The organism is Succiniclasticum ruminis DSM 9236 (assembly GCF_900112895.1).
GTDB lineage: Bacteria > Bacillota > Negativicutes > Acidaminococcales > Acidaminococcaceae > Succiniclasticum > Succiniclasticum ruminis.
Window position 1 is genome coordinate 1 of sequence record NZ_FONL01000003.1, and the last position, 21,495, is coordinate 21,495.

The 21,495-nt window shown below is 52.4% G+C and carries 16 protein-coding genes and 1 riboswitch; of the genes, 11 read left to right on the forward strand and 5 right to left on the reverse strand.

Annotated features, from left to right (window positions below; genetic code table 11):
• A partial coding sequence (locus tag BM159_RS03295) for an AIDA repeat-containing protein (RefSeq protein WP_177205891.1) occupies positions 1 to 3,904 on the reverse strand: 3,904 nt, incomplete at its 3' end.
• Positions 3,905 to 3,987: 83 nt separating this feature from the next.
• Positions 3,988 to 4,797, reverse strand: coding sequence for an FkbM family methyltransferase (locus BM159_RS03300; RefSeq protein ID WP_093912852.1), 810 nt, complete (start codon positions 4,795 to 4,797; stop codon positions 3,988 to 3,990).
• 261 nt (positions 4,798 to 5,058) lie between these two features.
• Here BM159_RS03300 and BM159_RS03305 point away from each other — a divergent pair, with 261 nt between their 5' ends.
• The 5 genes from BM159_RS03305 to BM159_RS03320 all read left to right on the forward strand — a co-directional run bounded on the left by BM159_RS03305 (position 5,059) and on the right by BM159_RS03320 (position 9,564).
• Entirely contained in the window at positions 5,059 to 6,285 is a 1,227-nt protein-coding gene (locus BM159_RS03305; RefSeq protein ID WP_093912853.1) for an autotransporter strand-loop-strand O-heptosyltransferase, read from the forward strand.
• On the forward strand, positions 6,275 to 7,477 hold the full coding sequence (locus tag BM159_RS03310; protein WP_093912854.1) for an autotransporter strand-loop-strand O-heptosyltransferase: 1,203 nt from the start codon (positions 6,275 to 6,277) through the stop codon (positions 7,475 to 7,477). Before BM159_RS03305 ends, BM159_RS03310 begins: the two co-directional genes overlap by 11 nt.
• 53 nt (positions 7,478 to 7,530) lie before the next feature.
• A riboswitch (ZMP/ZTP riboswitch) is annotated at positions 7,531 to 7,607 on the forward strand.
• Entirely contained in the window at positions 7,574 to 7,735 is a 162-nt protein-coding gene (locus BM159_RS11810; RefSeq protein ID WP_177205892.1) for a hypothetical protein, read from the forward strand. (Overlaps the previous riboswitch by 34 nt.)
• The gene (locus BM159_RS03315; protein WP_093912855.1) at positions 7,728 to 8,903 is read left to right on the forward strand and encodes a phosphoribosylaminoimidazolecarboxamide formyltransferase; all 1,176 of its coding nucleotides are present in this window, start codon (positions 7,728 to 7,730) and stop codon (positions 8,901 to 8,903) included. Before BM159_RS11810 ends, BM159_RS03315 begins: the two co-directional genes overlap by 8 nt.
• Positions 8,904 to 8,973: 70 nt before the next feature.
• Positions 8,974 to 9,564: a DNA-3-methyladenine glycosylase gene (locus BM159_RS03320; protein WP_093912856.1), complete on the forward strand. Its 591-nt coding sequence runs from the start codon at positions 8,974 to 8,976 to the stop codon at positions 9,562 to 9,564.
• Between the two features lie 85 nt (positions 9,565 to 9,649).
• Here the strand turns inward: BM159_RS03320 and BM159_RS03325 are convergent, their stop codons facing one another.
• Entirely contained in the window at positions 9,650 to 10,645 is a 996-nt protein-coding gene (locus BM159_RS03325) for a transglycosylase domain-containing protein (protein ID WP_093912857.1), read from the reverse strand.
• A gap of 215 nt (positions 10,646 to 10,860) precedes the next feature.
• Between BM159_RS03325 and argF the strand changes: the two genes are divergently transcribed.
• From argF to BM159_RS03355, 6 genes are all read left to right on the forward strand, one after another.
• Positions 10,861 to 11,802, forward strand: coding sequence for an ornithine carbamoyltransferase (gene argF, locus BM159_RS03330; protein WP_093912858.1), 942 nt, complete (start codon positions 10,861 to 10,863; stop codon positions 11,800 to 11,802).
• Between the two features lie 239 nt (positions 11,803 to 12,041).
• Complete coding sequence (locus BM159_RS03335; RefSeq protein WP_093912859.1) at positions 12,042 to 13,271, forward strand: argininosuccinate synthase; 1,230 nt, start codon at positions 12,042 to 12,044, stop codon at positions 13,269 to 13,271.
• The gene (gene argH / locus BM159_RS03340; RefSeq protein ID WP_093912860.1) at positions 13,271 to 14,683 is read left to right on the forward strand and encodes an argininosuccinate lyase; all 1,413 of its coding nucleotides are present in this window, start codon (positions 13,271 to 13,273) and stop codon (positions 14,681 to 14,683) included. The genes BM159_RS03335 and argH overlap by 1 nt, the downstream gene beginning before the upstream one ends.
• Positions 14,684 to 14,937: 254 nt before the next feature.
• Entirely contained in the window at positions 14,938 to 15,825 is an 888-nt protein-coding gene (cdaA, locus tag BM159_RS03345; RefSeq protein ID WP_093913040.1) for a diadenylate cyclase CdaA, read from the forward strand.
• Positions 15,822 to 16,766, forward strand: coding sequence for a CdaR family protein (locus BM159_RS03350; RefSeq protein WP_093912861.1), 945 nt, complete (start codon positions 15,822 to 15,824; stop codon positions 16,764 to 16,766). Before cdaA ends, BM159_RS03350 begins: the two co-directional genes overlap by 4 nt.
• A gap of 140 nt (positions 16,767 to 16,906) precedes the next feature.
• The gene (locus tag BM159_RS03355) at positions 16,907 to 18,583 is read left to right on the forward strand and encodes an FAD-dependent protein (protein WP_093913041.1); all 1,677 of its coding nucleotides are present in this window, start codon (positions 16,907 to 16,909) and stop codon (positions 18,581 to 18,583) included.
• Positions 18,584 to 18,670: 87 nt separating this feature from the next.
• Here BM159_RS03355 and BM159_RS03360 read toward each other — a convergent pair whose 3' ends face one another.
• Together BM159_RS03360 and thrS are read right to left on the reverse strand one after the other, a co-directional pair.
• Positions 18,671 to 19,324, reverse strand: coding sequence for a 3'-5' exonuclease (locus BM159_RS03360; RefSeq protein ID WP_177205893.1), 654 nt, complete (start codon positions 19,322 to 19,324; stop codon positions 18,671 to 18,673).
• A gap of 225 nt (positions 19,325 to 19,549) precedes the next feature.
• Positions 19,550 to 21,466 carry a threonine--tRNA ligase gene (gene thrS, locus BM159_RS03365; RefSeq protein WP_093912863.1) on the reverse strand — a complete coding sequence of 639 codons (1,917 nt, stop codon included), beginning with the start codon at positions 21,464 to 21,466 and terminating at the stop codon, positions 19,550 to 19,552.
• Positions 21,467 to 21,495 lie beyond the last annotated feature (29 nt).

Consider the following 21,495-nt stretch of genomic DNA (forward strand, 5'->3'; position numbering starts at 1 on the left):
CATCCGCGCTGAAATTGTACTTCGTGTTTTTATAGTGCACGCCGCCGTTGTTCCACACGATTTCGCCGGCCAGCGCAGCCGTGCTTACGTTTTTCTCGCCAACGGTGTATGTCAGTTTCGCTTTGGCAGCATCCAGGCTCAGTGTATCCGTATGCGTACCGGTAAAGGTAATGCCTTTATCCGCAATTGTGTCCGTAAAATCGTAGGTAAAACTTGTCTTCGTACCAGCGTCCAACGCTTTCAGCGATTCGCCCTTTGCGTTTTTAATCGCGCCCGTCGCATCCACAATCGTCATGGTGTTGCCTGGTTCCATGGCGGTGCGGCTGTCTTTTGAGAATTTCAGACTGTCCGCATTGATCGTCGCGCCCGTTGCGTCATAAACGCCGGTCAGGGTTGCGGCCGTGCCGCCGTCCGTGAAGGTCATTTCCCCAAGGGTAATGTTCTCCACGTTCTTCTTCATCGCAAAATAGGTCAGTGCAGCCCCGTTGTTTGTATCTTTGATGCCGCCCAGCTTATGACCCGTAACAGCAACGCCGTTCAGTTTTTCGTTGAAAGCGTCGCCGTTTCCGAATTTGTTGATGCCCTCAATCTTATCTGACGAGAAATAACCGGCCGAAGCGGTCAGGATATCCCTTGATGTGCCAGCTTCCAGCTCAGGCAGGTTGTTTATGTTGTCCGTATAAACCGTGACCGCCGTCCCGCTCTTCGCAGTCCAGCCGCTTGGAACCGCGGAAGAAGCAACACCGTCCCAACCTGCCAGTTCCACACTGTCCAGGGTCATGCTGCTGGCCGTATAATTAATCGCACCCGTCGTTTCCTCACTCGTTGTTGTCTCGCTTGTTACAGCTGCCCCCGCTACTGTGGCCACCGTACCCGTTAAAGTAGCCCTCAGAGCCACACCGTTAGGTGCGCTGTAACTAACTTCCTGCGCAACGCTTGTCTTGCCGGCACTGTAATTGACGGCCATCCCCGCCGGTAAACCCGTGGCGTTGGCAAACAGCGTCATGGTACTGCCGGAGGCAAGGGAAGCCTTCTGGCTTTCCTCTGCAAACGTAAAACTGAGTTTTTCCGCGCTGATGGATGTGTTATCGTTAAACCGGTCCGAAGCCGCTGCCTCATAATATGCGGACCCTGTATTCCAGGGAACAGTGCTGAACGCGATGTCCTTATACGTATTATGGGCATCGTAGGTCAGGGCTTTCTGGTCCGCCGCCAGTGAAACAGAAAGACTGTCAAAGGTTGCATCGATGCCGGCTTTTGGCTGCGCCTGTTTAACATTCGTATCTACCGTGCTGCCCGCTGTCAGGGACTTGCCATTCACGGTTTTTGCCGAAACAGTCCCCCCCGCGCTGATCAGGGAGCCGTTTGTATTCTGCGCCGGATTGAAGTCGCTCACGTTAAGGTCGGTGACATTGACATCGCCAACAGCGGACACGGCCGCCCCGCTGGCAGGAACCGCCGACAGAGCCAGCGTTCCCGCCGTAAGATTTCCACCGGCAGAGATAGTGTCCCCGGCAGACATAGCGTCCGCGCTGATGTTGGCGCTTGCGCTGATACTGCCGTCGGCGATAACATTGGCTGCGGTAATGCTCCCGGCTGCAATCGCACCGCCGGCGGAAATATTAGTTGCACTTACGACCTGTCCGTCCGCGTTGATATTTTTACCTGCAGAAAGGTTCAGTTCTTTATCTGAGGGATGCGTTGCGCCGGCGCCCACCGTGAGGGTCCCTCCTGCGCATACATCGCCGTAAGCATTCGTCAGCGCATGACGGATAGCGATATCCCCGGCAGCCTGAAGAACGCCGCCGCTCATGGAAACCTCCCCGCCGTTTTCCGTGCTGATATTCGCTGCGGAAAACGTTCCGCCGCCGCTGACGGTAAGTGAACTGCCGCTGGTCTGGACCGTCACGGCGCCCCCGGCGATTAGCGTACCGCCGGAATTCACCGTGATGCCGCCGCTGCTGTTGATTTGAAAACCGTTTTGCGTTTCCAGCGTGCCGCCGGAGACTGTAAACGAAGAAAAGTTATTGGTTCCGCCAAGGGGGATCTGCCCGCTGCCGCCGTCATAGACAACATTACCGTGGCCTCCTACCGTACCGGATGCTATGGCCCCGCCTGCCATGGACAGTGTGCCTCCGTCAAGGTTGACGCCGTTTGCCCTGCCGCCACTCAGAACGAATTGCGTGCCACCGCCTGTCACAGTGATATTATTCGCCGTGCCGCCGGAATTTACGTTTTGCACGCCTTTAAAGGTTTTGCCTTCCACAGAAATTTCTTTGAGTGTGCCGCCCGAAGCCGAGGCGCCCGCCTCAATGGTCTGTGTGCCTGCGAGGATACCGCCCTCCGTGGCACTCTGCGTGCCGCCTGACATAATTACAGCATTCAGGGAAACGCCTTTGTTCGTGATTGCCTGGATTCCTCCGCTGGTGACGGTTGTATCCCGCGCCATGCCGCCGGTGACGGTTTGGTTACCATACGCGGAAAAGATTGCGCCGACAACGGTGCCGCCTTCAAAGACCTCCTGATAGCCACGAGTGTTGGTATTCACCCCGCTGAACGTGCCGCCGGAAGCCACACCGCCGCTGCTGACAATCTGCTTGCCTTTATTTTTCAGGGTCGTGTCCGTCGCTGTGCCGCCGCTCAGAACGGATTGCGTGCCGCCGTTGTCTATGGTCGTGCTTATGGCCATGCCACCGTAATTGACATTTTGCACGCCGCCGCTGTTGACGGTGGTGTTTGACATCGCGCCGCCAGACAACACTTGCGCAGTGCCGCTGCTATTGACAGTGGTGCTGATGGCCGTGCCGCCGCCGGAAACGTACTGGACACCGCCTTCGTTGACAGTAGCTTGTATGGACTGGCCACGGCTTAAAACGTACTGCTTGCCGCCGCTTCCCACGGTGGTCTTTGACGTCGTGGCATATTCGGTCACTACTTCAGTACCACCCCGGTTGACTGTGGTGTCGGATACCACGCCGCCGGCCAATACCTGCATCGTGCCGCCGTCACCGACAGTGACGCTTATGGCAGTACCGCCGTTCCCCAGCTCCAGGATATGGCCGGAAAAAGTGGTACCGCTCTGGGTGGCTCCCACCACCAGCCGATGGATGCCCCCCGACGCGAAGGTAGCATTATCAATGATTGCCCCTTCGCCATTTTCCTCCAATACGCCGCCGCTCATGACGTGGGTATCCTTCGATGTGCCACCGTTATAGACGATTTGCTTGCCGCCGCTCATCAGGGAGGAGACCGTGCCCGTGCCGCCGTCCCAGATGGTCTGCCCGCCGCTGCTGTTGAGGTTCGTGACCGTACCCGAGCCTCCGATTTCAACAATCTGCCAGCCGCCGCTGTTAAGGTTCGTGACCGTGCCTGAACCGCTGACGTACTGATTGCCGCCGTTCATGGTCACAATCGTGCCCGTACCGCCACTGTTGATGGTCTGATAGCCTTTGCTCATGGTCGAGATTGTGCCCGTGCCGCCGTCGTTGATCATCTGCGTGCCGTTCATGGTCTCGACCGTACCCGTACCGCCACTGTTGATGATCTGCGTGCCGCTCATGTTCTCGACCGTACCCGTACCGCCACTGTTGATGGTTTGCATGTCATCTTCGGTCATCGTGCCGCCGTTCTCGGTCCAAGCGGCGCTTTTGATATCGCCGTAAGGTATGGTTTGCTCCGCCGCCTCTGCCGTCATTTCCGGCATCACCGCCTGCACCGCGTCAGCCAGCACGCCTGCGGCAGCTAACCGGGCGCCGCCCTGTACCGGCTCCATGTAGCCGCCTCGGGCAGACAGGTCCCTTGTCATGTTCACATAGGGAAGCACCATCGGCGCACCCACATTCAGTATGTTCACCACCGATACGGCTACCGCTATTTTTTTCTGCAGTTTCTTTTTCCGGCTCATGATTATATTACCCCTCTGTTCAAAACATTACGGACTGCCGCGCCGGACGGCGCTGCCGCCGTGCGGGACAGGTTACACATTGATCATTCGATTTCTTCGAAGCCTTCGAACCTGAAAGGAGCGTTTTTTGGCTTGCAGAGAACATTATAGGAAACAACCTGCAGGGCAAGCTTTCTTCCGTCTTCCAGTATCTTATCTACCTTAAATACGTTTTCAGGATTGTGAAAATAATTGTCCGGATTATAAAGAGGCGGCTCGTGCCTGTACAGGCGGTAGCCATGGGAACGGAGATACGCGAACAGCGCGTCTTTCTTATCTTCACGGTCTGCCTCGGCATAAATAACCGGCTGATACTTCCGGATCGTTTCTTCTGCGCCCTGCAGGACCTGAAGCTCCATGCCTTCCACGTCGATTTTCAGGAAGTCGCAGCCCGGAAGGTCAAGGGAATCAATGGTGATGGCCTCCACCGGTTCTCCCTCAGCGGAGTGTTCAAGTTCCACTCCGCCCCAGTTGTTAATCCGGTTCACATCAAGCACGGGAACCGGGATTGTGCGCTTACCGCTCCCTATAAGGCATTTCTGCAGGCAATGGACGTTCGTGAGGCTGTTAAGCGCAACGTTTCCGGCAAGGAGCTGAAAGACGAGCCGTTGCGGCTCAAACGCCCAAACCTGTCCCTGATCGCCTGCAAGCTGCGCCAGATGGATTGTATGGGAGCCGATATTGGCGCCTGCTTCAACCACGATATGGCCCGGCTTGACGATTTGCTCGAAAATATCCGCTTCGCCCTGGCTGTATTCCCCGTAAAGCCGTAACGACCTCCCGATAAATTGATCCAGCTGGTTGTACATGATTTTGCCGTAACGGAAATCATGGCAAAGATTAACAGGCCACATAAGGTTTCCCCCAAGTATATGATACTCCAAATATATGATATGTGTTTAATTATTATCCAACCATATTATATAGCAAAATCGGTCGCTTATCAATAAAAATAAGACAAAGCCTGCATATTATACAAGCTGTGCCCGGATGCTGTACTACCGGCCGAGTCCGTGCTGTCGTCAGCATTTATAACAGACCGCCGGCCGGAACGCCCTCTTGCATTTTTCCGGTGTTTTCGTTAAATTAGTAAGTAGGAAACGGAGGTTTCATTTATGGCGGAGGGGAAGAGAAAAACATACGTGAGTTTTGACGCAGGGCCGGTGACGCTGGACAGCGGCCTGGCGGGCGTGAAGCTTGATTTCAATTACGGGGCGAGGGTACTGCTGCCAGACGATGGGGAATACCGGGTCCGCTTTACGGATCTGGACACCAGCTCCATCCTGTACGATGCAGTGGGGCGCAACGCCCTTGTCACCAGTACAAAAAAATATTACATCAATTTCCGGGTGGAAATCTGGAAGGATGGCGTTCCTGCGCTGGTCCACGACCTTGACCTGGCGGGCCGCAACGTGCATATCCGTTACCCCGTGGGTACGCTGGGGGACATCCTGGCCTGGTTCCCCTATGCGGAGGAATTCCGCAAAAAGCACCGGTGCAATGTTTATTGCTCTATGAGTCCGGAGATTGCCGGTCTTTTTGCTCCCGCTTACCCCCGGATCCGGTTTATCGAACCCGGCACGACACCGCCGGACTGCTATGCCACCTATTATATGGGCATCTTCTTTCCGGCGGACGACCGCTTCCACCAGCCGGCTGATTTCCGCGTGACCGGGCTGCAACTCAACATACCCTACATTCTGGGGCTGGACGTGGTGGAGCGGCGGCCTGTGCTGACACCGTCAAAAAAACGGCCTGTCAAAGAGCCGTATGTCTGTATTGCAACCCAGGCTACCAGCCAGGCCAAATACTGGAACAACCCCCGGGGCTGGATTGAGACGGTGGATTATCTGAAGGCGTTGGGCTACCGGGTTCTGTGTATTGATAAGGAGAAATGCCACGGCTACGGGCGGCACTGGCACACCATCCCCTACGGGGCTGAGGATTTCACGGGAGACCGGCCCCTGCAGGAGCGGGTGGATTATCTGGGGCATGCGGATTTCTTCATCGGTCTGTCCAGCGGACTGTCCTGGCTGGCCTGGGGCGCGGGCGCGCCGGTAATCATGATTTCCGGTTTTACCCTGCCTTATAATGAGTTTTTTACCCCCTACCGGGTCATCAATTTCCACGTATGCAACGGTTGCTGGACGGACAGCAGCGAGGAATTCGTCCACGCGGACTTCGGCTGGTGCCCCCGCCATGCGGGAACGGAGCGGGAGTTCGAGTGCAGCCGATTCATCAGCTCGGGTCAGGTCTGCCAGACCGTGCAGCGGCTGATGGCGGACTACAACCTGCATCCGGAACAGGGAAAGGTAAGAAGGAGAAAAGCAAATGGAAAATAACGCCGTGGGAAAAGAACCTTATATGGTGTTCGACCCGCCTGTCGAGCCCACCCAGGAAACGGATGTGCCAGGGCTGCGGTTCGATTTTAATAACGGCCTCAGGGTGTCAGTGCCGGAGGGAGATTACCGGGTGCGGTTCATTGACCGTGACAGTCATCTTACGGTGTACGACGCAAAGGCTTCCAACGTAATGGCTACCAGTACGAAGCGGTATTTTGTGAATTTCCGTCTGGAGGTCTATACAACCCGGCCGGAAGAAACTCTCCTGTTTGCCCACGACTACGACGCCAAAGGCAAAAAGGTGCTGCTGAAATTTGCAGGGGCGGCCCTGGGGGACATGCTGGCCTGGTTTCCCTGTGCGGAAGATTTCAGGGAAAAGCACGGCAGCGAGCTTTATGTGCTGACGGATAAGCGCTATTGTGAAATTTTGCAGGCGGGCTATCCGGACATTCACTTTCTGACGCCGGAGGATCCGCGCCCCTCCGATCTCTACGCAACCTATTACGTGGGGCTGTTCGCCCCCTGGGAAGACCGGAACCTGCAGCCGGTGGACTGGCGGGTGATGGGACTGCAGGCCCACGGGGCGTATCTGCTGGGTTTGGAACCGGCGGAACGACGGCCGCGGCTTCTGCCTTCAGCGAAGGCTTCGGAGATCCGTCCCAAAGAACCGTATGTGTGTATTGCCACCCAGGCCACGGCCCAGTGCAAATACTGGAACAACGCCCGGGGCTGGATGGACACGGTTGCCTATTTGAAGGAACTTGGCTACCGGGTACTCTGTGTGGACCGGGAACGGGTGACGGTGAACGGAGTTTTCGGTAATACGATTCCCTACGGCGCGGAAGATTTCACCGGGGACCGTTCCCTGCAGGAGCGGGTAGACCTGATCTCCGGGGCGGCATTCTTTGTGGGCCTGGCCAGCGGCCTTTCCTGGCTGGCCTGGGGCGCGGGCGTCCCTGTGGTGATGATTGTGGGCTTCACCGCGCCGGGAACGGAGTTCCACACGCCCTACCGGGTGCAGCAGTTCCACACCTGTCACAGCTGTGCCAATGACCAGCGTTACGAACACAAATATGACGATTTCGGCAGTTGCCCGCGCCACCGCGGCACCGATCAGGAATTTGAATGTACCCGCTGCATTACATCTGAGTATGTGCGGGACATGATTGACAGGGTGAGGGGCGGGTCTTAAAATGTTTCAGATTCGTTGACAAGTTCCGATTATAAAGGATATAATAAAACACAGAAAGGTCATGTGACTGACGGAAGTGGATTCACCACATGGAGCATGACTGTGAATGCCGACCGTCTGGGCGAAAGCACAGGACTGGCCGGCTTTTGCTTTTATAGCAGTGAAGTGTTTGACCGGATCATCCTGTCGAATCAGTCTTTTGTAAATAGTGAATCAGGTTTAAACGCAAAACGCAAGGAGGAATCGACACATGAATGAAATGGCGCTGAAGTATGGCTGCAACCCCAATCAGAAAATCGCGAAAGTGTATATGAAAGACGGAAAGGATCTGCCTTTTACCGTACTGAACGGCCGGCCCGGCTTTATCAACCTGCTGGATGCCTTTAACAGCTGGCAGCTGGTAAAAGAATTAAAAGAAGCTACCGGTTTGCCGGCAGCGGCGTCCTTTAAACATGTAAGCCCGGCAGGCGCGGCGGTTGCCACGGAGCTGAGCGATACGCTGAAGAAAATTTATTTTGTAGACGACCTTGAACTGACACCCATTGCTTCCGCCTATGCCGCAGCCCGGGGCGCGGACCGCATGTCTTCCTACGGTGACTTTGCCGCCCTGTCCGATATCTGTGACAAGGAAACGGCGCTGCTGCTGAAACGGGAAGTGTCCGACGGCGTCATTGCTCCCGGTTATACGGAAGAGGCCCTGGAGATCCTGAAAAGCAAACGGAAAGGTACCTACCTTGTGATGCAGATGGATCCGGACTACGTGCCGGAGGAGCAGGAGACCAAGCAGGTCTTCGGCATTTCCTTTGAGCAGAGCCGCAACAACGCGAAGATCACAGCGGACCTGCTGGCAGAACGTCCCACGAAGAACAAAGATATTCCCGACGCAGCTGTCCGTGACCTTCTGGTATCGCTGATTACGCTGAAATACACCCAGTCCAATTCGGTCTGCTATGTAAAAGACGGCATGACCATCGGCGTGGGCGCAGGACAGCAGTCCCGCATCCACTGCACCCGTCTGGCAGGCAACAAGGCAGACATCTGGTGGCAGCGGCAGAACCCGAAAGTCATGGCCCTGCCTTTCAAAGCGGATATCCGCCGCCCGGACCGGGACAACACCATCGACGTATATATTTCCGATGACTATGAAGACGTGCTGGCGGAGGGCACCTGGCAGCTGTTCTTTACGGAAAAACCGGAACCGCTGACCAAAGAAGAAAAGAAAGCCTGGGCGGCGAAGCTCACCGGCGTGGCATTAGGCAGCGACGCCTTCTTCCCTTTCGGCGACAACATCGAACGGGCCCACCGCAGCGGCGTGCAGTACGTGGCCGAAGCCGGCGGCTCCATCCGGGACGACCATGTGATCGAAACGGCGGATAAATACAACATGGCAGTTTCCTTTACGCATCTGCGGTTGTTCCATCATTGATATGACGTTTGCTTGCGAGGCAATGCATAACAAGCTGCAAATTGCCGGCAGAATCATAGTATAAATCATTATGAACCATTTGTTTTTCCGACAGGATACCGTGGAGCTGGCCCGCAAGCTGTTGGGCTGTCTGCTGATACACCGTACTCCCGACGGCGTTGCCGGCGGTATGATTGTAGAAACAGAAGCATATGTGGGCGCCATTGATAAAGCCTGCCACGCATACCGGAACCGGAGCGAACGCACGGAAATCATGTACCACGACGGCGGGTATGCCTATGTGTATTTCATTTACGGCATGCACTACTGTTTTAACGTGGTGACCGGTCCTGAAGGAGAAGGCAACGCCGTCCTGATCCGGGCACTGGAGCCGGTTATCGGGCTTGACCTGATGCGTAAGAGGCGGCGTATGAATCAGCTGCGAAACTTGTGCAGCGGACCGGGGAAAGTGTGTCAGGCGCTGGACATTACAAAAAACGAATATGGGTTGGACCTGTGTAACGCGGACAGTCCGTTACGCCTGATTCAGTACAGGTACATTCCGGATGCGAAAATTGGGGCATCTCCCCGCATCAACGTGGCTTATGCGGGAGAAGCGGCAGCATGGCCCTGGCGTTTTTATGTGAAAGATAACCCATATGTGTCAATCATCGGTAGTTGAGCAGTAATGATTTTAATCTTAAAATAATAAAGAAGCGTGCAAGATTTTATTAAAAATCTTACACGCTTTATTTTATAAACAATAATTATTCCAGCAGCAGTGTCCTGCCGTTTTTCAGTGTCACGCCCTTTGCCAGGGCTTCTTTCAGTTCAGTGTTGCCGATATACCCGTATTTCAGCATTTCTTTCAATACGAGCCGTACCCGTTTGGCGCAGCCGCCCGGGTTCTCATAGGGATTCAGGGCGCTGGGGGCGTATGGCATGGCTGCCAGCATGGCGCTTTCAGGCAAAGTCATTTGTGACGGATCTTTGCCAAAATACTTTTTTGCCGCGTCCCGGATACCGTAAGCTCCGGCGCCGAAGTAAGTGGTGTTGAAATACATTTCCAACACTTCGTCTTTGGAATATTTGCGTTCGACCCAGGTCGCCAGAACAGCCTCTTCTGCTTTGCGGGCCATTGTCTGTTCGCTGCTCAGAAAAACATTTTTAACCATCTGCTGGGTGAGTGTACTGCCTCCCTGCCGCACTTCTCCTGCTTTCAGGTTGACAAAGGCCGCCCTGACGATGCCGGTGATGTCCAGGGCGCCGTGTTTATAAAAGTCATGATCTTCGATGGCAAGCAGCGCTTTCCGGGCGTGGTCCGGAATTTTCCGGAGGCTTATCCAGTCCGGATTTGAGCGTAGCGAGTTAACGGTTTCTTCCACATGCCAGACAGTAGAAACTTTCACTAAAGCGGAATCACCGCCCTGTTTTACCTGTTTGCCCAGTTTGTCTGCGCCTTTGGCGGCAGAATCCGCCAGCTTTCCGGCATTGTCCGGCAGGTTGGTATCTTTCAGCGTCTTGCCCGCTGTTTTGGCCGCATCGCCGACTTTATCGGTTACGGCTTTTGCCTGGTTTCCTGTCAGGTCGATGATGTTTTCTATTTTAGGATTCTTTTTAAAGTCATCCGTTGCCTGGCTTATCGGCTTGGGAATCTCAAGTTGCGGACCCAGCATATTCCAGCCGATAAAGAGCAGAATGAAGAGGACTGTCAGCCCCACTATCTGCGGAAGACGGCTTTTCTTTTGTTTCTTCTTGCGCATGGTATCTCCGTGAAAAGGTTGTCTTTTCCTGACCTGCAAATTATCGCTATTTACCTTATGATACCATCATTTTACCAATTGGAAGCGTATTTGGCAAAGCCGCTTTGTGAAATTTTTACTATTAAAATGTGAAAGAATATGGTAAAATACTAAATTATAACAGGAAAACCTTTTACAGCCTGTTCTTAACTTCCATAAAGATGAGAGGGGTTATCATGAAATTAAAGCATAAGGATTTGTTGTGCATCCATGATTTATCGACAGAGGAAGTGTTGCTGGTTCTGGACGTGGCGAAAAAGCTGAAGAAAATGCAGAAGATGGGCGTTCCTCATGAATTCTGCAAAGGTAAAACCCTTGCCATGATGTTTTCCAAAGCATCTACCCGTACCCGTGTTTCCTTTGAAACGGGCTTCCATCAGCTGGGCGGGCATGCGATTTACCTGAACGACCGGGATTCCCAGATCGGCCGTGGCGAACCGATCCGTGACACTGCCAGGGTGCTGTCCCGTATGGTGGACGGCATCATGATCCGTACTTTTTCCCATGATTCCGTTATCGAACTGGCAGAATATGCCTCCATTCCTGTCATTAACGGTCTGACGGACCTGCTGCATCCCTGTCAGGCCCTGACGGACCTGCTGACCATTGAAGAGCAGTTGGGCTCGTTAAAAGGCCGCAAGCTGGTGTATGTAGGAGACGGCAATAATATGGCCCATTCCCTGATGTACGCCTGTGCCAAAGTCGGCATGGATATGTTCTGCGCCAGCCCGAAAGGTTACCAGCCGGATCCGATGGTTTTGAAACAGGCGCAGGAAGACGCGGCGCAGACGGGGTGTACCATTTCCGTGGAAGAAGATATTGCCAAAGCAGTCAAAGGCGCTGATGTATTATATACAGATGTCTGGACCAGCATGGGACAGGAAGCGGAACGGGAAATCCGTCTGAAAGCGCTCCATGATTACCAGATCAACAGCGAATTGCTGAAGGCGGCCAACCCCGGGGCTATCGTGCTGCACTGCCTGCCGGCCCACCGGGGCGAGGAGATTACGGAAGAAGTGCTGGAAGGCCCGCAGTCCTTTGTGTGGGATCAGGCGGAAAACCGTCTGCATACACAGAAAGCCATTATGGTGCTGTTGATGAGCGATGCGGAACTGTGATGCATATCGTTTCAGCACAGGAAACGTCTGTTCTTTTCAGTGTTGCAAAGTGCAACAGCACACTATGCAATGCATGAAATATTTTATAATTATTCAAAAAAAATGAAAAAATTTGCATAAAAACACTTGCATTTTTTTCATTACGTGCTACAATAAGCATGTTAAAACTTTATCTGCAGCAACTGCGACAGGCAGGGCTATGCAGGAAATCACAATTACGACAAGGGAGGCCCGTTAAAATGGCAAAAGTAAAAAAGGAAGACATCAAAAAAGTTGTATTAGCATACAGCGGCGGTCTGGATACCTCCGTTATCATCCCCTGGTTAAAGGAGAATTATAACAACTGCGAAATCATCGCGGTCTGCGCTGACCTGGGTCAGGGCGACGAACTGGATCCGGTGCATGACAAGGCTATCAAATCCGGCGCCAGCAAATGCTACATTCTGGATCTGAAAGAAGACTTCATCGCCAATTATGTATGGCCCTGCGTAAAGGCCGGCGCCGTATATGAAAAGAAATATCTGCTGGGGACGTCCTTTGCCCGTCCGCTGATCGCCAAGCACCTGGTGGACATTGCCCACAAGGAAGGCGCCGATGCGGTGGCTCACGGCGCTACCGGCAAGGGCAACGATCAGGTACGTTTTGAGCTGACCGTAAAATCTCTGGATCCGGATCTGGCCATCATCGCTCCCTGGCGTGAATGGGAACTGCGTTCCCGCGATCAGGAGATCGATTACGCGGCAGCTCATAACATTCCCATTCCCGTATCCCATGAAGACGACTATTCCATGGACCGCAATATGTGGCATCTGTCTCATGAAGGTTCCGATCTGGAAGATCCCTGGAACGCGCCTCAGGCGAAGATGTTCCGGGTAACCTGCACGCCGGAGACCGCACCGGACAAACCGGAAATGATCGAGCTGGAATTCGAACAGGGCGTTCCGGTATCCGTAAACGGGAAAAAGATGAGCCCGGCCCGGCTGGTGGAAACCCTGAATGCCATCGGTATCCGCAACGGCGTAGGCATCAGCGATATCGTGGAAAACCGTCTGGTGGGTATGAAGAGCCGCGGTGTGTATGAAACTCCGGCGGGCGCCATCATCTACTATGCCCACAATGAACTGGAAAACCTGTGCCTGGACCGGGATACCTATCATTACAAAGAAGGCCTGGCCATCAAATATGCGGAACTGGTGTATGACGGAAAATGGTTCTGCGCGCTGCGGGAAGCTTTGGAAGCTTTCGTTAACGAAACCCAGAAGACCGTTACCGGTACGGTTCGTCTGAAACTGTATAAAGGCAACATCATCAGCGCCGGCGCCAAATCCCCGTATTCCCTGTACAGCCAGGAATATGTGACCTTCGGCGAAGACGAAGTATACGATCAGAGCGACGCAACCGGTTTCATCAATCTGTTCGGCCTGCCGTTAGCCGTACGGGCCATGATGAAGAAAGGCACGTTAAAATAATGGCCAAATTGTGGGGCGGTCGGTTCAGTAAGAATACGAACGAATTAGTGGACGCATTCAATGCGTCCATTAATTATGATAAGCGTTTGTATCAGGAGGATATCCGGGGCAGTATTGCCCATGCCAGGATGCTGGTAAAATGCGGCATTATTCCGGAGGCAGACGGAACGAGGATCGTGGCGGGGTTGCAGGATATTCTGAAAGACATTGAAGCCGGCAACTTTGAATTCAGCGTAGCGCTGGAAGATATCCATATGAACGTGGAAGCGCGCCTGACGGAACGGATCGGGGATGCGGGGGCAAGACTGCATACGGCCCGGAGCCGCAACGACCAGGTGGCGCTGGATATGCATATGTATATGAAGCGGCAGATCGTAGAGGTAGCGGAACTGCTGCTGGAGTTTGAAAAAGTGATCCTGTCTGTGGCGAAGCAGCACGACAAGACGCTGATGCCCGGCTACACCCATCTGCAGCGGGCCCAGCCTATTACGTTTGCCCATCACCTGCTGGCTTATTTTAATATGTTGCAGCGTGACTTCCGCCGCCTGCTGGGCGTGTGGGAGGATGCAGACATCATGCCCCTGGGAGCCGGGGCCATCGCGGGAACCACGTTCCCCATTGACCGGTTCTATGTAGCGGAGCAGTTAAATTTTAAAAATGTGTATGCAAACAGCATGGACGCGGTCAGCGACCGGGATTATGTGCTGGATTTCCTGTCTTTTGCCTCTGTATTGATGATGCACATGAGCCGCCTGTCCGAAGAGCTGTGCCTGTGGAGCAGTACGGAGTTTGGTTTTGTGGAGCTGGACGACGCCTTTGCCACCGGTTCTTCCATGATGCCCCAGAAGAAAAATCCGGATATTTCCGAGCTGGTGCGGGGCAAGACGGGCCGCGTCTACGGCGAGCTGATGGCTATGCTGACTACATTGAAAGGCTTGCCGCTGACATACAATAAAGATCTGCAGGAAGACAAGGAAGGTCTGTTTGATGCCATCGACACGGTGAAGTTTACGCTTCAGGTCTACAGGGACATGATCGCTACCATGACGGTAAATACTGACCGGATGCGGTGGGCGGTGTCTCACGATTTTTCCAATGCTACGGATCTGGCAGACTATCTGGTCCGGAAAGGGGTACCGTTCCGCAAGGCCCATGCTGTAGTAGGACAGTGCGTGGCCTATGCCATTAAAGAACACAAATTCCTGCTGGATATGACACTGGATGAATATAAGCAGTTCTGCGAACTGTTTGAGCCTGATCTGATGGAGGCCCTGGATCCGGAACATTGCGTTAACGCCCGGGTTTCCTACGGAGGCCCCAGCTACGTGAAAAACGACAAGCAACTGGAGAAAGGCGAGGCAATCGTGAAAGAACAGGAAGAAACGCTGAAGGGACTGCGGGAAAAGGCCTGAGTGAAGCAGAATAGGAAAGCCAGACAGGCTCAAAAATCTGCCGGAGTGCATACGAATAAACAGTGTTTCCTTAAATATAACTGAAAAACTCTTTTGTCTGAAGATTTTCATGGTTTTTTGGAAATTTTCTGCAAAAGAGTTTTGTTTTTTATAGCGAAATCTACTACATTTTGTTATAATATAATGTACAGGTTTATGACCTATATATTTTTTGTTATTCTTTTGTTATTCTATAGAAAGACAGGGTGAAACTGTTGCTGGAACAATTTCAGGCATTAGCAAGGACAATAGGTATCCTGGACGTAATTGATACCGGCCTTGTTGCTTTTTTTCTGTACAGAATTTATATTATGCTGAAAAATACCAGAGCTGCGGCATTGGTCAAAGGACTGATGGTACTGGCGGCGCTGGTTATCGTCAGTAAATGGCTGAACCTGCACGTCATCAACTGGATATTGGAAAAAGCCATGACTATGATGATGGTTGCTTTGCCTGTTGTATTCCAGCCGGAACTGCGTCGCGCGCTGGAACAGATCGGCCGTGGCCGTCTGTTCCGTAAACGTGTGGAACTGGATGAAGCAGAACTGAACGACATGATCGAAGCGGTGGCTAATGCCGCGGTCATAATGGGGCAGAGAAAGGTCGGGGCCCTGATAGTGTTTGAAAGGGCCGTCGGACTGGAAGAAAGAATTGAAACCGGCATTAAGATCGACGGACTTGTGACGGACAGTCTCCTGTTGAATATTTTTGAAAAAGACACGCCTTTGCATGATGGCGCGGTCATCATCCGGGGCAATCGTATCATTGCGGCTTCCTGTCTGCTTCCGTTGACGGACGCCAGGGGTCTGAGCCAGGAACTGGGGACGCGGCACCGGGCGGCTATCGGTATTTCCGAACAGTCGGATGCGCTGGTAGTAGTGGTCAGCGAGGAAACAGGTACGGTCTCTGTTACCAGGAATGGCGAAATCTACCGTTACCTGCGGCGGGAAGATGTTGTCGACATGTTACAGTCTGCTTTTGTGGGGAACAATCATTTTACGCTGAAACAGATGATTTTGGAGAAGCTGGATAAAATCCGTAATAAAAATGAGAAAGAAGCAAACGACGTTAAGCAGATCGTGAAACCGGGAGGCAAATCATGATTAACAAGAACACTGAGAATCGTGATAAATGGTTTGCCAGGTTTATGTGTGTGCTTATTGCCTGTTGTTTATGGCTGTACGTGATGAGCGAGCAGAACCCCATCGTTGAAAAGGAATTTGCGGTTCCACTGGTTTCACGCAATCTGACAGAAAGCATGATTGTGTTTAATGTTCCTGAAAAAGTAAGCGTAAGGGTCAGGGGTACCCGTACGGCGCTGGCTAACATGCCGGAAAGCGATATTTTTGCTTTTGTTAATTTGAACAAGCTTTCTGTAGGCACACATACGGTCCTGATCAATGCCCGTTTTGCCAGAGGGGATGTAGTGCAGGTTACCCCTCCGGCAGTAAATCTGTTTATTGATGTGAAGAAGGACAAAATCGTGCCTGTCACTGCGGAGATCATCGGTTCTCCCAATAAGGATTTTGCAGTAGAAGAACACAGGCTTACACCCTCTGAAGTTAAGATTCAGGGAGCGGCTACCCGCCTGGAAGCGTTGGATAAGATTTTTGTTCCTGTAGATGTGGGGGGGCGGAGTGAAGAATTTACTGTGACACAGAAACCGCTCGCTGTGGCGAAAGACGGTATGGACATGCAGGATGTGACAATTGATCCGGCTGAAGTCATAGTGCACACAAAATTTAAAAAGAGATCCCAGACGGCGACGGTTCTGGTTAAGGCTGTCTATAAGGGCGCATTACCGGATGGGTTAAAAATCACAAGTTCTACTGTCAATCCGTTTAAAGTTACCGTGTCCGGGGCTCCGTCCGTAATTGATAATCTGAAAGAATTGGAACTGGAACCGGTCCGGTTGGACAGTATTACTAAAAACACGACCGTGCCGGTGAAGATAATTTTGCCTGACGGAGTAAGAGCGGACAGGCAAACGGTTGACATTGATCTTACGGTGGAAAATACTTCTGCGGAAAACACAAATGAATAGATGTTGAAATAATTAGGAAAGAGCAGAGGAAAATTTATTCGTTGCCGGCAGAATAGGCGTGAAGGAAAGCTCTTTCCTTTTATTATTATTAGAACTTATAATATTTTCATGGCAGACTGGAGAAGAATGCAATGACGGTTATGCAACTGCGGGTAAATGATGTCCGGATGAGCCTGCTGAAAGAGAAAACATTAAAAGAATGTGTGGCGGACAAGCTGAGCGTAAGGAAGTCGGCATTGCAGAAGGTACAGGTGCTGCACCGCGCTGTCGATGCGCGCAGAAAGAATAATATAGAACTGCTGTATCACGTTACCGCGGAAGTGGATTTGCCCCAGTCTGTTAGCCGGAACATACTAAAGAAACCGGGTGTCAGCATATTTGTCGCTGCACAGCCGGAAGCCCCCCAACTGGGAGAAATGCCCATGAAAGAACGCCCCGTTATCATCGGCGCAGGTCCGGCCGGTCTTACCGCGGCTTTGGAACTGGCAAAATACGGATACAGGCCTGTGGTTATTGAACGGGGAAGGACAGTAGAGAAAAGGGTGGCGGATGTTGACAGGTTCTGGCGAACCGGAAGGTTTGACCCGGTGTCTAACGTTCAGTTCGGTATGGGCGGAGCCGGAACCTTTTCGGATGGCAAGCTGACTACCCGTGTCAATGATCCGGTAATGGCCGACATCCTCCAGGCGTTTGTTAAAGCCGGGGCTCCGCAGGAGATTTTAACTGAGCACAAACCTCATGTGGGAACGGATAAGTTACGGGCCATGGTGCAGGGATTGGCTGCGGAAATTGAACGCTGCGGAGGCGAGATCTGCTGCGAGACCCAGGCTGTTGATTTTCTGGTAAAAGGTAAGCAACTGACCGGTCTGTTGCTGGATAACGGGACGGTACTTCCGGCAGAAACGGTTATCCTGGCCTGCGGACACAGCGCAAGGGATACATATAAGGCGCTGGCTGCCATCGGTGTTGGCATGGAAGCGAAAGCGTTCGCCATAGGTGTGCGCGTGGAACATCCCCAACTGTTGATTGATAAAGCGCAGTATGGGGATTTTGCCGGACACCCACGGCTTGGTGTGGCTGATTATGCGCTGGTTTATCATACGGAAGATAAAAAACGCGTAGCCTATTCTTTCTGCATGTGCCCGGGCGGGCAGGTCGTCGCCGCAGCTTCCGAGGAAGGCGGAGTAGTAGTCAACGGTATGAGCCTGTATCAGCGGGACAGCGGCATTGCCAACAGCGCGCTGGTGGTTAATGTTACCCCCGATGATTTTGGGCTGGATCCGTTGGCAGGTGTAGCGTTTCAGAGAAAATATGAAGCAATGGCTTTTGCGGCAGGCGGTAAAAACTATAAAGCCCCTGCCCAAAGCGTACAGAGCTTTTTGCAGGGGAATCAGCCCACATTACGTGACGCACAGAAATACCTGGAAGAAGTGGCAATGCAAAACAAGACTGTAAGTCCGGCCGGACAAGCCGAAAAGTCTTTTTCTGCAACCATGCCAAGTTACCGGCCTGGTGTGGCGGAATGTGCATTGGAATCGATTCTCCCGAACTATGTAACAGATACATTAAAACAGGGGATCCAATACTTCGGCCGCAGGATCCGGGGATTTGACGGGCCATCTGGCGTTCTGACAGGAGTAGAGACACGTACGTCAGCGCCTCTGCGGATTGTACGCGGCGCAGATTTCCAAAGCGTGACCCATGAGGGACTTTTCCCTTGCGGTGAAGGCTGTGGCTATGCGGGTGGCATTATGAGTGCGGCTCTTGACGGGTATCATGTAGCCAGAGCTGTTATGAGGAAATTTAAGCCGTTTTGATCAAGTCCAAACAAAGGAAATACAGATTTTCTGAAATGATGAATTTCAAATAAAAAAGGGTTGTAACAAAAACTGTAAAAAGCTTTGTTACAACTCTTCTTTTTTGTTTTCGTATTCTTTGAGAAGGCACCGGTAAAGGGCCCAGGCGGAGTAGCAGTCGACCAGGGCGCGATGCTCACCGTCCGCCTGGAGATTGTAATATTTCATCAGCGCGTCCAGACCGAATTTGCCGCCTGTCTGTGTAGGCAACAGGCGTTTGGCGATGCGTTCCGTGTCCAGAAATCTGGGCAGGAAAAGCTTCTGACGGTGAAATCTGCGACAAGCCATATTGATATTCATAATATCGTTGTAACCGATATCATGCCCTAATACAATGCTGTCACCGACAAAGGCAAAGAAATCATCCAGCACATCGGCTAATTTTGGTTTTTCCGCCAGCATATCTTCGGTAATTCCGGTTATGGCGACGACCCGCTTGTTCAATTTTGTAATCGGTTTTACCAGTTGCTGGTAGATTTCCTGGACTTCACCGGAAGGAGAAACCCGAATAGCGGCAATTTCTGTAATATCTTCTTCCAGAAAGCCGGCGCCTTCCAGGTCAAAAACGATAAAACCGCAACGGCAGGGATGGGGGATTTCATTTTTGTTAACCTGGTTTTGCACCTGCCTGCGCCAGTTTTGTCTCCGTTTTTTGGCCAGCGCAAGCTGTTTCTGCTTTGGTGTCAATATAAGTTCTTTCATACTACTCGTCCTGAAATGTTTGTAAGATAAAACCATTATAACATATCAGAATTTTGCCTCCAAATGAAATTTTGGTTTTTGTCCCGAAAATGCAATGGTTGCAGGAAGATAAAGCGCCTGCGAAATCAGGAAAATGAAACGGCGAAACGTTTCTGTTTTCAGATCCGTTTCGCCATTTTGTGATGTCTTTTCCTGACTGCACGAGTTAAGCGGGTTAATTTACAATTAGTCGTTTACTTTCTCGTCAATATCCTTCTGCAAGCGGGCGATGAAGTCTCCCAGGCTCATGGCTCCCAGATCACCGCCGTGGCGCTGGCGGACTGCAACGGTACCGGACTCGGCTTCCTTTTCGCCGACGATCAGCATGAAAGGAACCTTCTGCACCTGGGCTTCCCGGATCTTCTTGCCAATCTTTTCATTGCGGTCGTCCAGCTGGGTACGATAGCCAAGTTCAAACAGTTTGTCATTGACTTCTTTGGCGTACGCCTGCTGCTTGTCGGTAATGGGCATTACACGGACCTGATTGGGAGCCATCCATACGGGGAAGGAGCCGGCATAATGTTCGATCAGGATGCCGATGAAGCGTTCAATGGAACCGTAAACAACGCGATGGATCATAACCGGGCGGTGCTTCAGTCCGTCTTCTCCGGTATATTCGCAGTTGAATTTTTCCGGCAGTTGCATGTCCAGCTGAATGGTGCCGCACTGCCAGGTTCGGCCGATGGAATCCTGAAGATGGAAGTCGATTTTCGGGCCGTAGAAAGCGCCGTCTCCTTCATTGATGATGTAATCCAGATGGTTGGCTTCCAGCGCTTTGCGCAGGCCTTCTGTGGCCAGTTCCCAGGAAGCGTCATCGCCCATGGAATTCTCCGGGCGGGTGGACAGTTCTGCATGGTATTTCAGGCCGAACGTGGAATACACTTCGTTAAACAGCTTAATCACGTTGGTGATTTCCGGCTGGATCTGCTCCGGGGTCATGAAGATATGGGCGTCATCCTGGGTGAAGCAACGGACACGGAACAGGCCGTGCAGCGCGCCGGATAACTCATGACGGTGAACCAGGCCCAGTTCCGCGTAACGCAGCGGCAGTTCCTTGTAGGAATGGGGGCGGGTATTGTAAACCAGCATACCGCCGGGGCAGTTCATGGGCTTGATGGCGTAATCCATATCGTCGATCTTGGTGAAATACATATTTTCCCGGTAATGATCCCAGTGGCCGGAACGGATCCACAGATCACGGTTCATGATCATGGGGGTCATGACCTGTTCATACAGGTATTTGCGGTGTACCTGGTGCCAGTATTCCAGAATGGCATTGCGCAGGCGCATGCCATTGGGATGGAAGAAGGGGAAGCCGGGACCTTCATCGTGCATGCTGAAGATATCCAGTTCTTTACCCAGCTTACGGTGATCGCGCTTTTCAGCCTCTTCCAGCATGTGCAGGTAGTCGTCCAGTTCTTCCTTGCTGGGGAATGCGGTTCCGTATATACGCTGCAGCATCTTGTTTTTTTCGTTGCCGCGCCAGTAAGCTCCGGCCAGGCTCATGAGTTTAAAAGCTTTTACCCGTCCGGTGGAGGGGCAGTGGGGGCCGGCGCACAGGTCGGTAAAGTCGCCCTGGGTATACAGGCTGATGACCGCGTCTTCCGGCAGATCGTTAATCAGTTCCACTTTATAGATTTCTTTTTCCGCGGCAAAACGGGCCAGGGCATCCTTGCGGGGAACTTCACTGCGTACCAGCGGAAGATTTTGTTTTACAATTTTTGCCATTTCCTTTTCAATGGCGGCCAGGTCTTCCGGCGTAAAGACATGTTCGCTGTCGATGTCATAATAGAATCCGGTGTCGATGGCAGGACCGATAGCGAACTTTACTCCCGGGAACAGGTGCTGGATGGCCTGGGCCATCACATGGGATGCAGTATGACGGATGGCATGCAGGCCTTCCTTGGTGTCGGGCGTAACAAATTCAACGACAGCGTCTTTTTCAATAATATCACTGAGGTCTTTGTTCACTCCGTCCACCACGGCCAACAAAGCCTGCTTGCCTAATTTCTGGTTTAAGCTCTTTGCGATTTCCAGATAGCTGGTGCCGGCGGCAAACTCTTTTACACTGCCGTCTTTTAAGGTTACTTTTACATTTGACATTTCCTTTTTCCTCCTAAAATAACGAATGC

What these genes read in the sequence shown, in the direction of transcription:
- BM159_RS03300 (WP_093912852.1), bottom strand. Translation starts at nt 4,797, where the DNA reads ATGTGGCCTGTTAATCTTTGCCATGATTTCCGTTACGGCAAAATCATG.
- BM159_RS03305 (WP_093912853.1), top strand. Translation starts at nt 5,059, where the DNA reads ATGGCGGAGGGGAAGAGAAAAACATACGTGAGTTTTGACGCAGGGCCG.
- BM159_RS03310 (WP_093912854.1), top strand. Translation starts at nt 6,275, where the DNA reads ATGGAAAATAACGCCGTGGGAAAAGAACCTTATATGGTGTTCGACCCG.
- BM159_RS11810 (WP_177205892.1), top strand. Translation starts at nt 7,574, where the DNA reads ATGACTGTGAATGCCGACCGTCTGGGCGAAAGCACAGGACTGGCCGGC.
- BM159_RS03315 (WP_093912855.1), top strand. Translation starts at nt 7,728, where the DNA reads ATGAATGAAATGGCGCTGAAGTATGGCTGCAACCCCAATCAGAAAATC.
- BM159_RS03320 (WP_093912856.1), top strand. Translation starts at nt 8,974, where the DNA reads ATGAACCATTTGTTTTTCCGACAGGATACCGTGGAGCTGGCCCGCAAG.
- BM159_RS03325 (WP_093912857.1), bottom strand. Translation starts at nt 10,645, where the DNA reads ATGCGCAAGAAGAAACAAAAGAAAAGCCGTCTTCCGCAGATAGTGGGG.
- argF (WP_093912858.1), top strand. Translation starts at nt 10,861, where the DNA reads ATGAAATTAAAGCATAAGGATTTGTTGTGCATCCATGATTTATCGACA.
- BM159_RS03335 (WP_093912859.1), top strand. Translation starts at nt 12,042, where the DNA reads ATGGCAAAAGTAAAAAAGGAAGACATCAAAAAAGTTGTATTAGCATAC.
- argH (WP_093912860.1), top strand. Translation starts at nt 13,271, where the DNA reads ATGGCCAAATTGTGGGGCGGTCGGTTCAGTAAGAATACGAACGAATTA.
- BM159_RS03350 (WP_093912861.1), top strand. Translation starts at nt 15,822, where the DNA reads ATGATTAACAAGAACACTGAGAATCGTGATAAATGGTTTGCCAGGTTT.
- BM159_RS03355 (WP_093913041.1), top strand. Translation starts at nt 16,907, where the DNA reads ATGCAACTGCGGGTAAATGATGTCCGGATGAGCCTGCTGAAAGAGAAA.
- BM159_RS03360 (WP_177205893.1), bottom strand. Translation starts at nt 19,324, where the DNA reads ATGAAAGAACTTATATTGACACCAAAGCAGAAACAGCTTGCGCTGGCC.
- thrS (WP_093912863.1), bottom strand. Translation starts at nt 21,466, where the DNA reads ATGTCAAATGTAAAAGTAACCTTAAAAGACGGCAGTGTAAAAGAGTTT.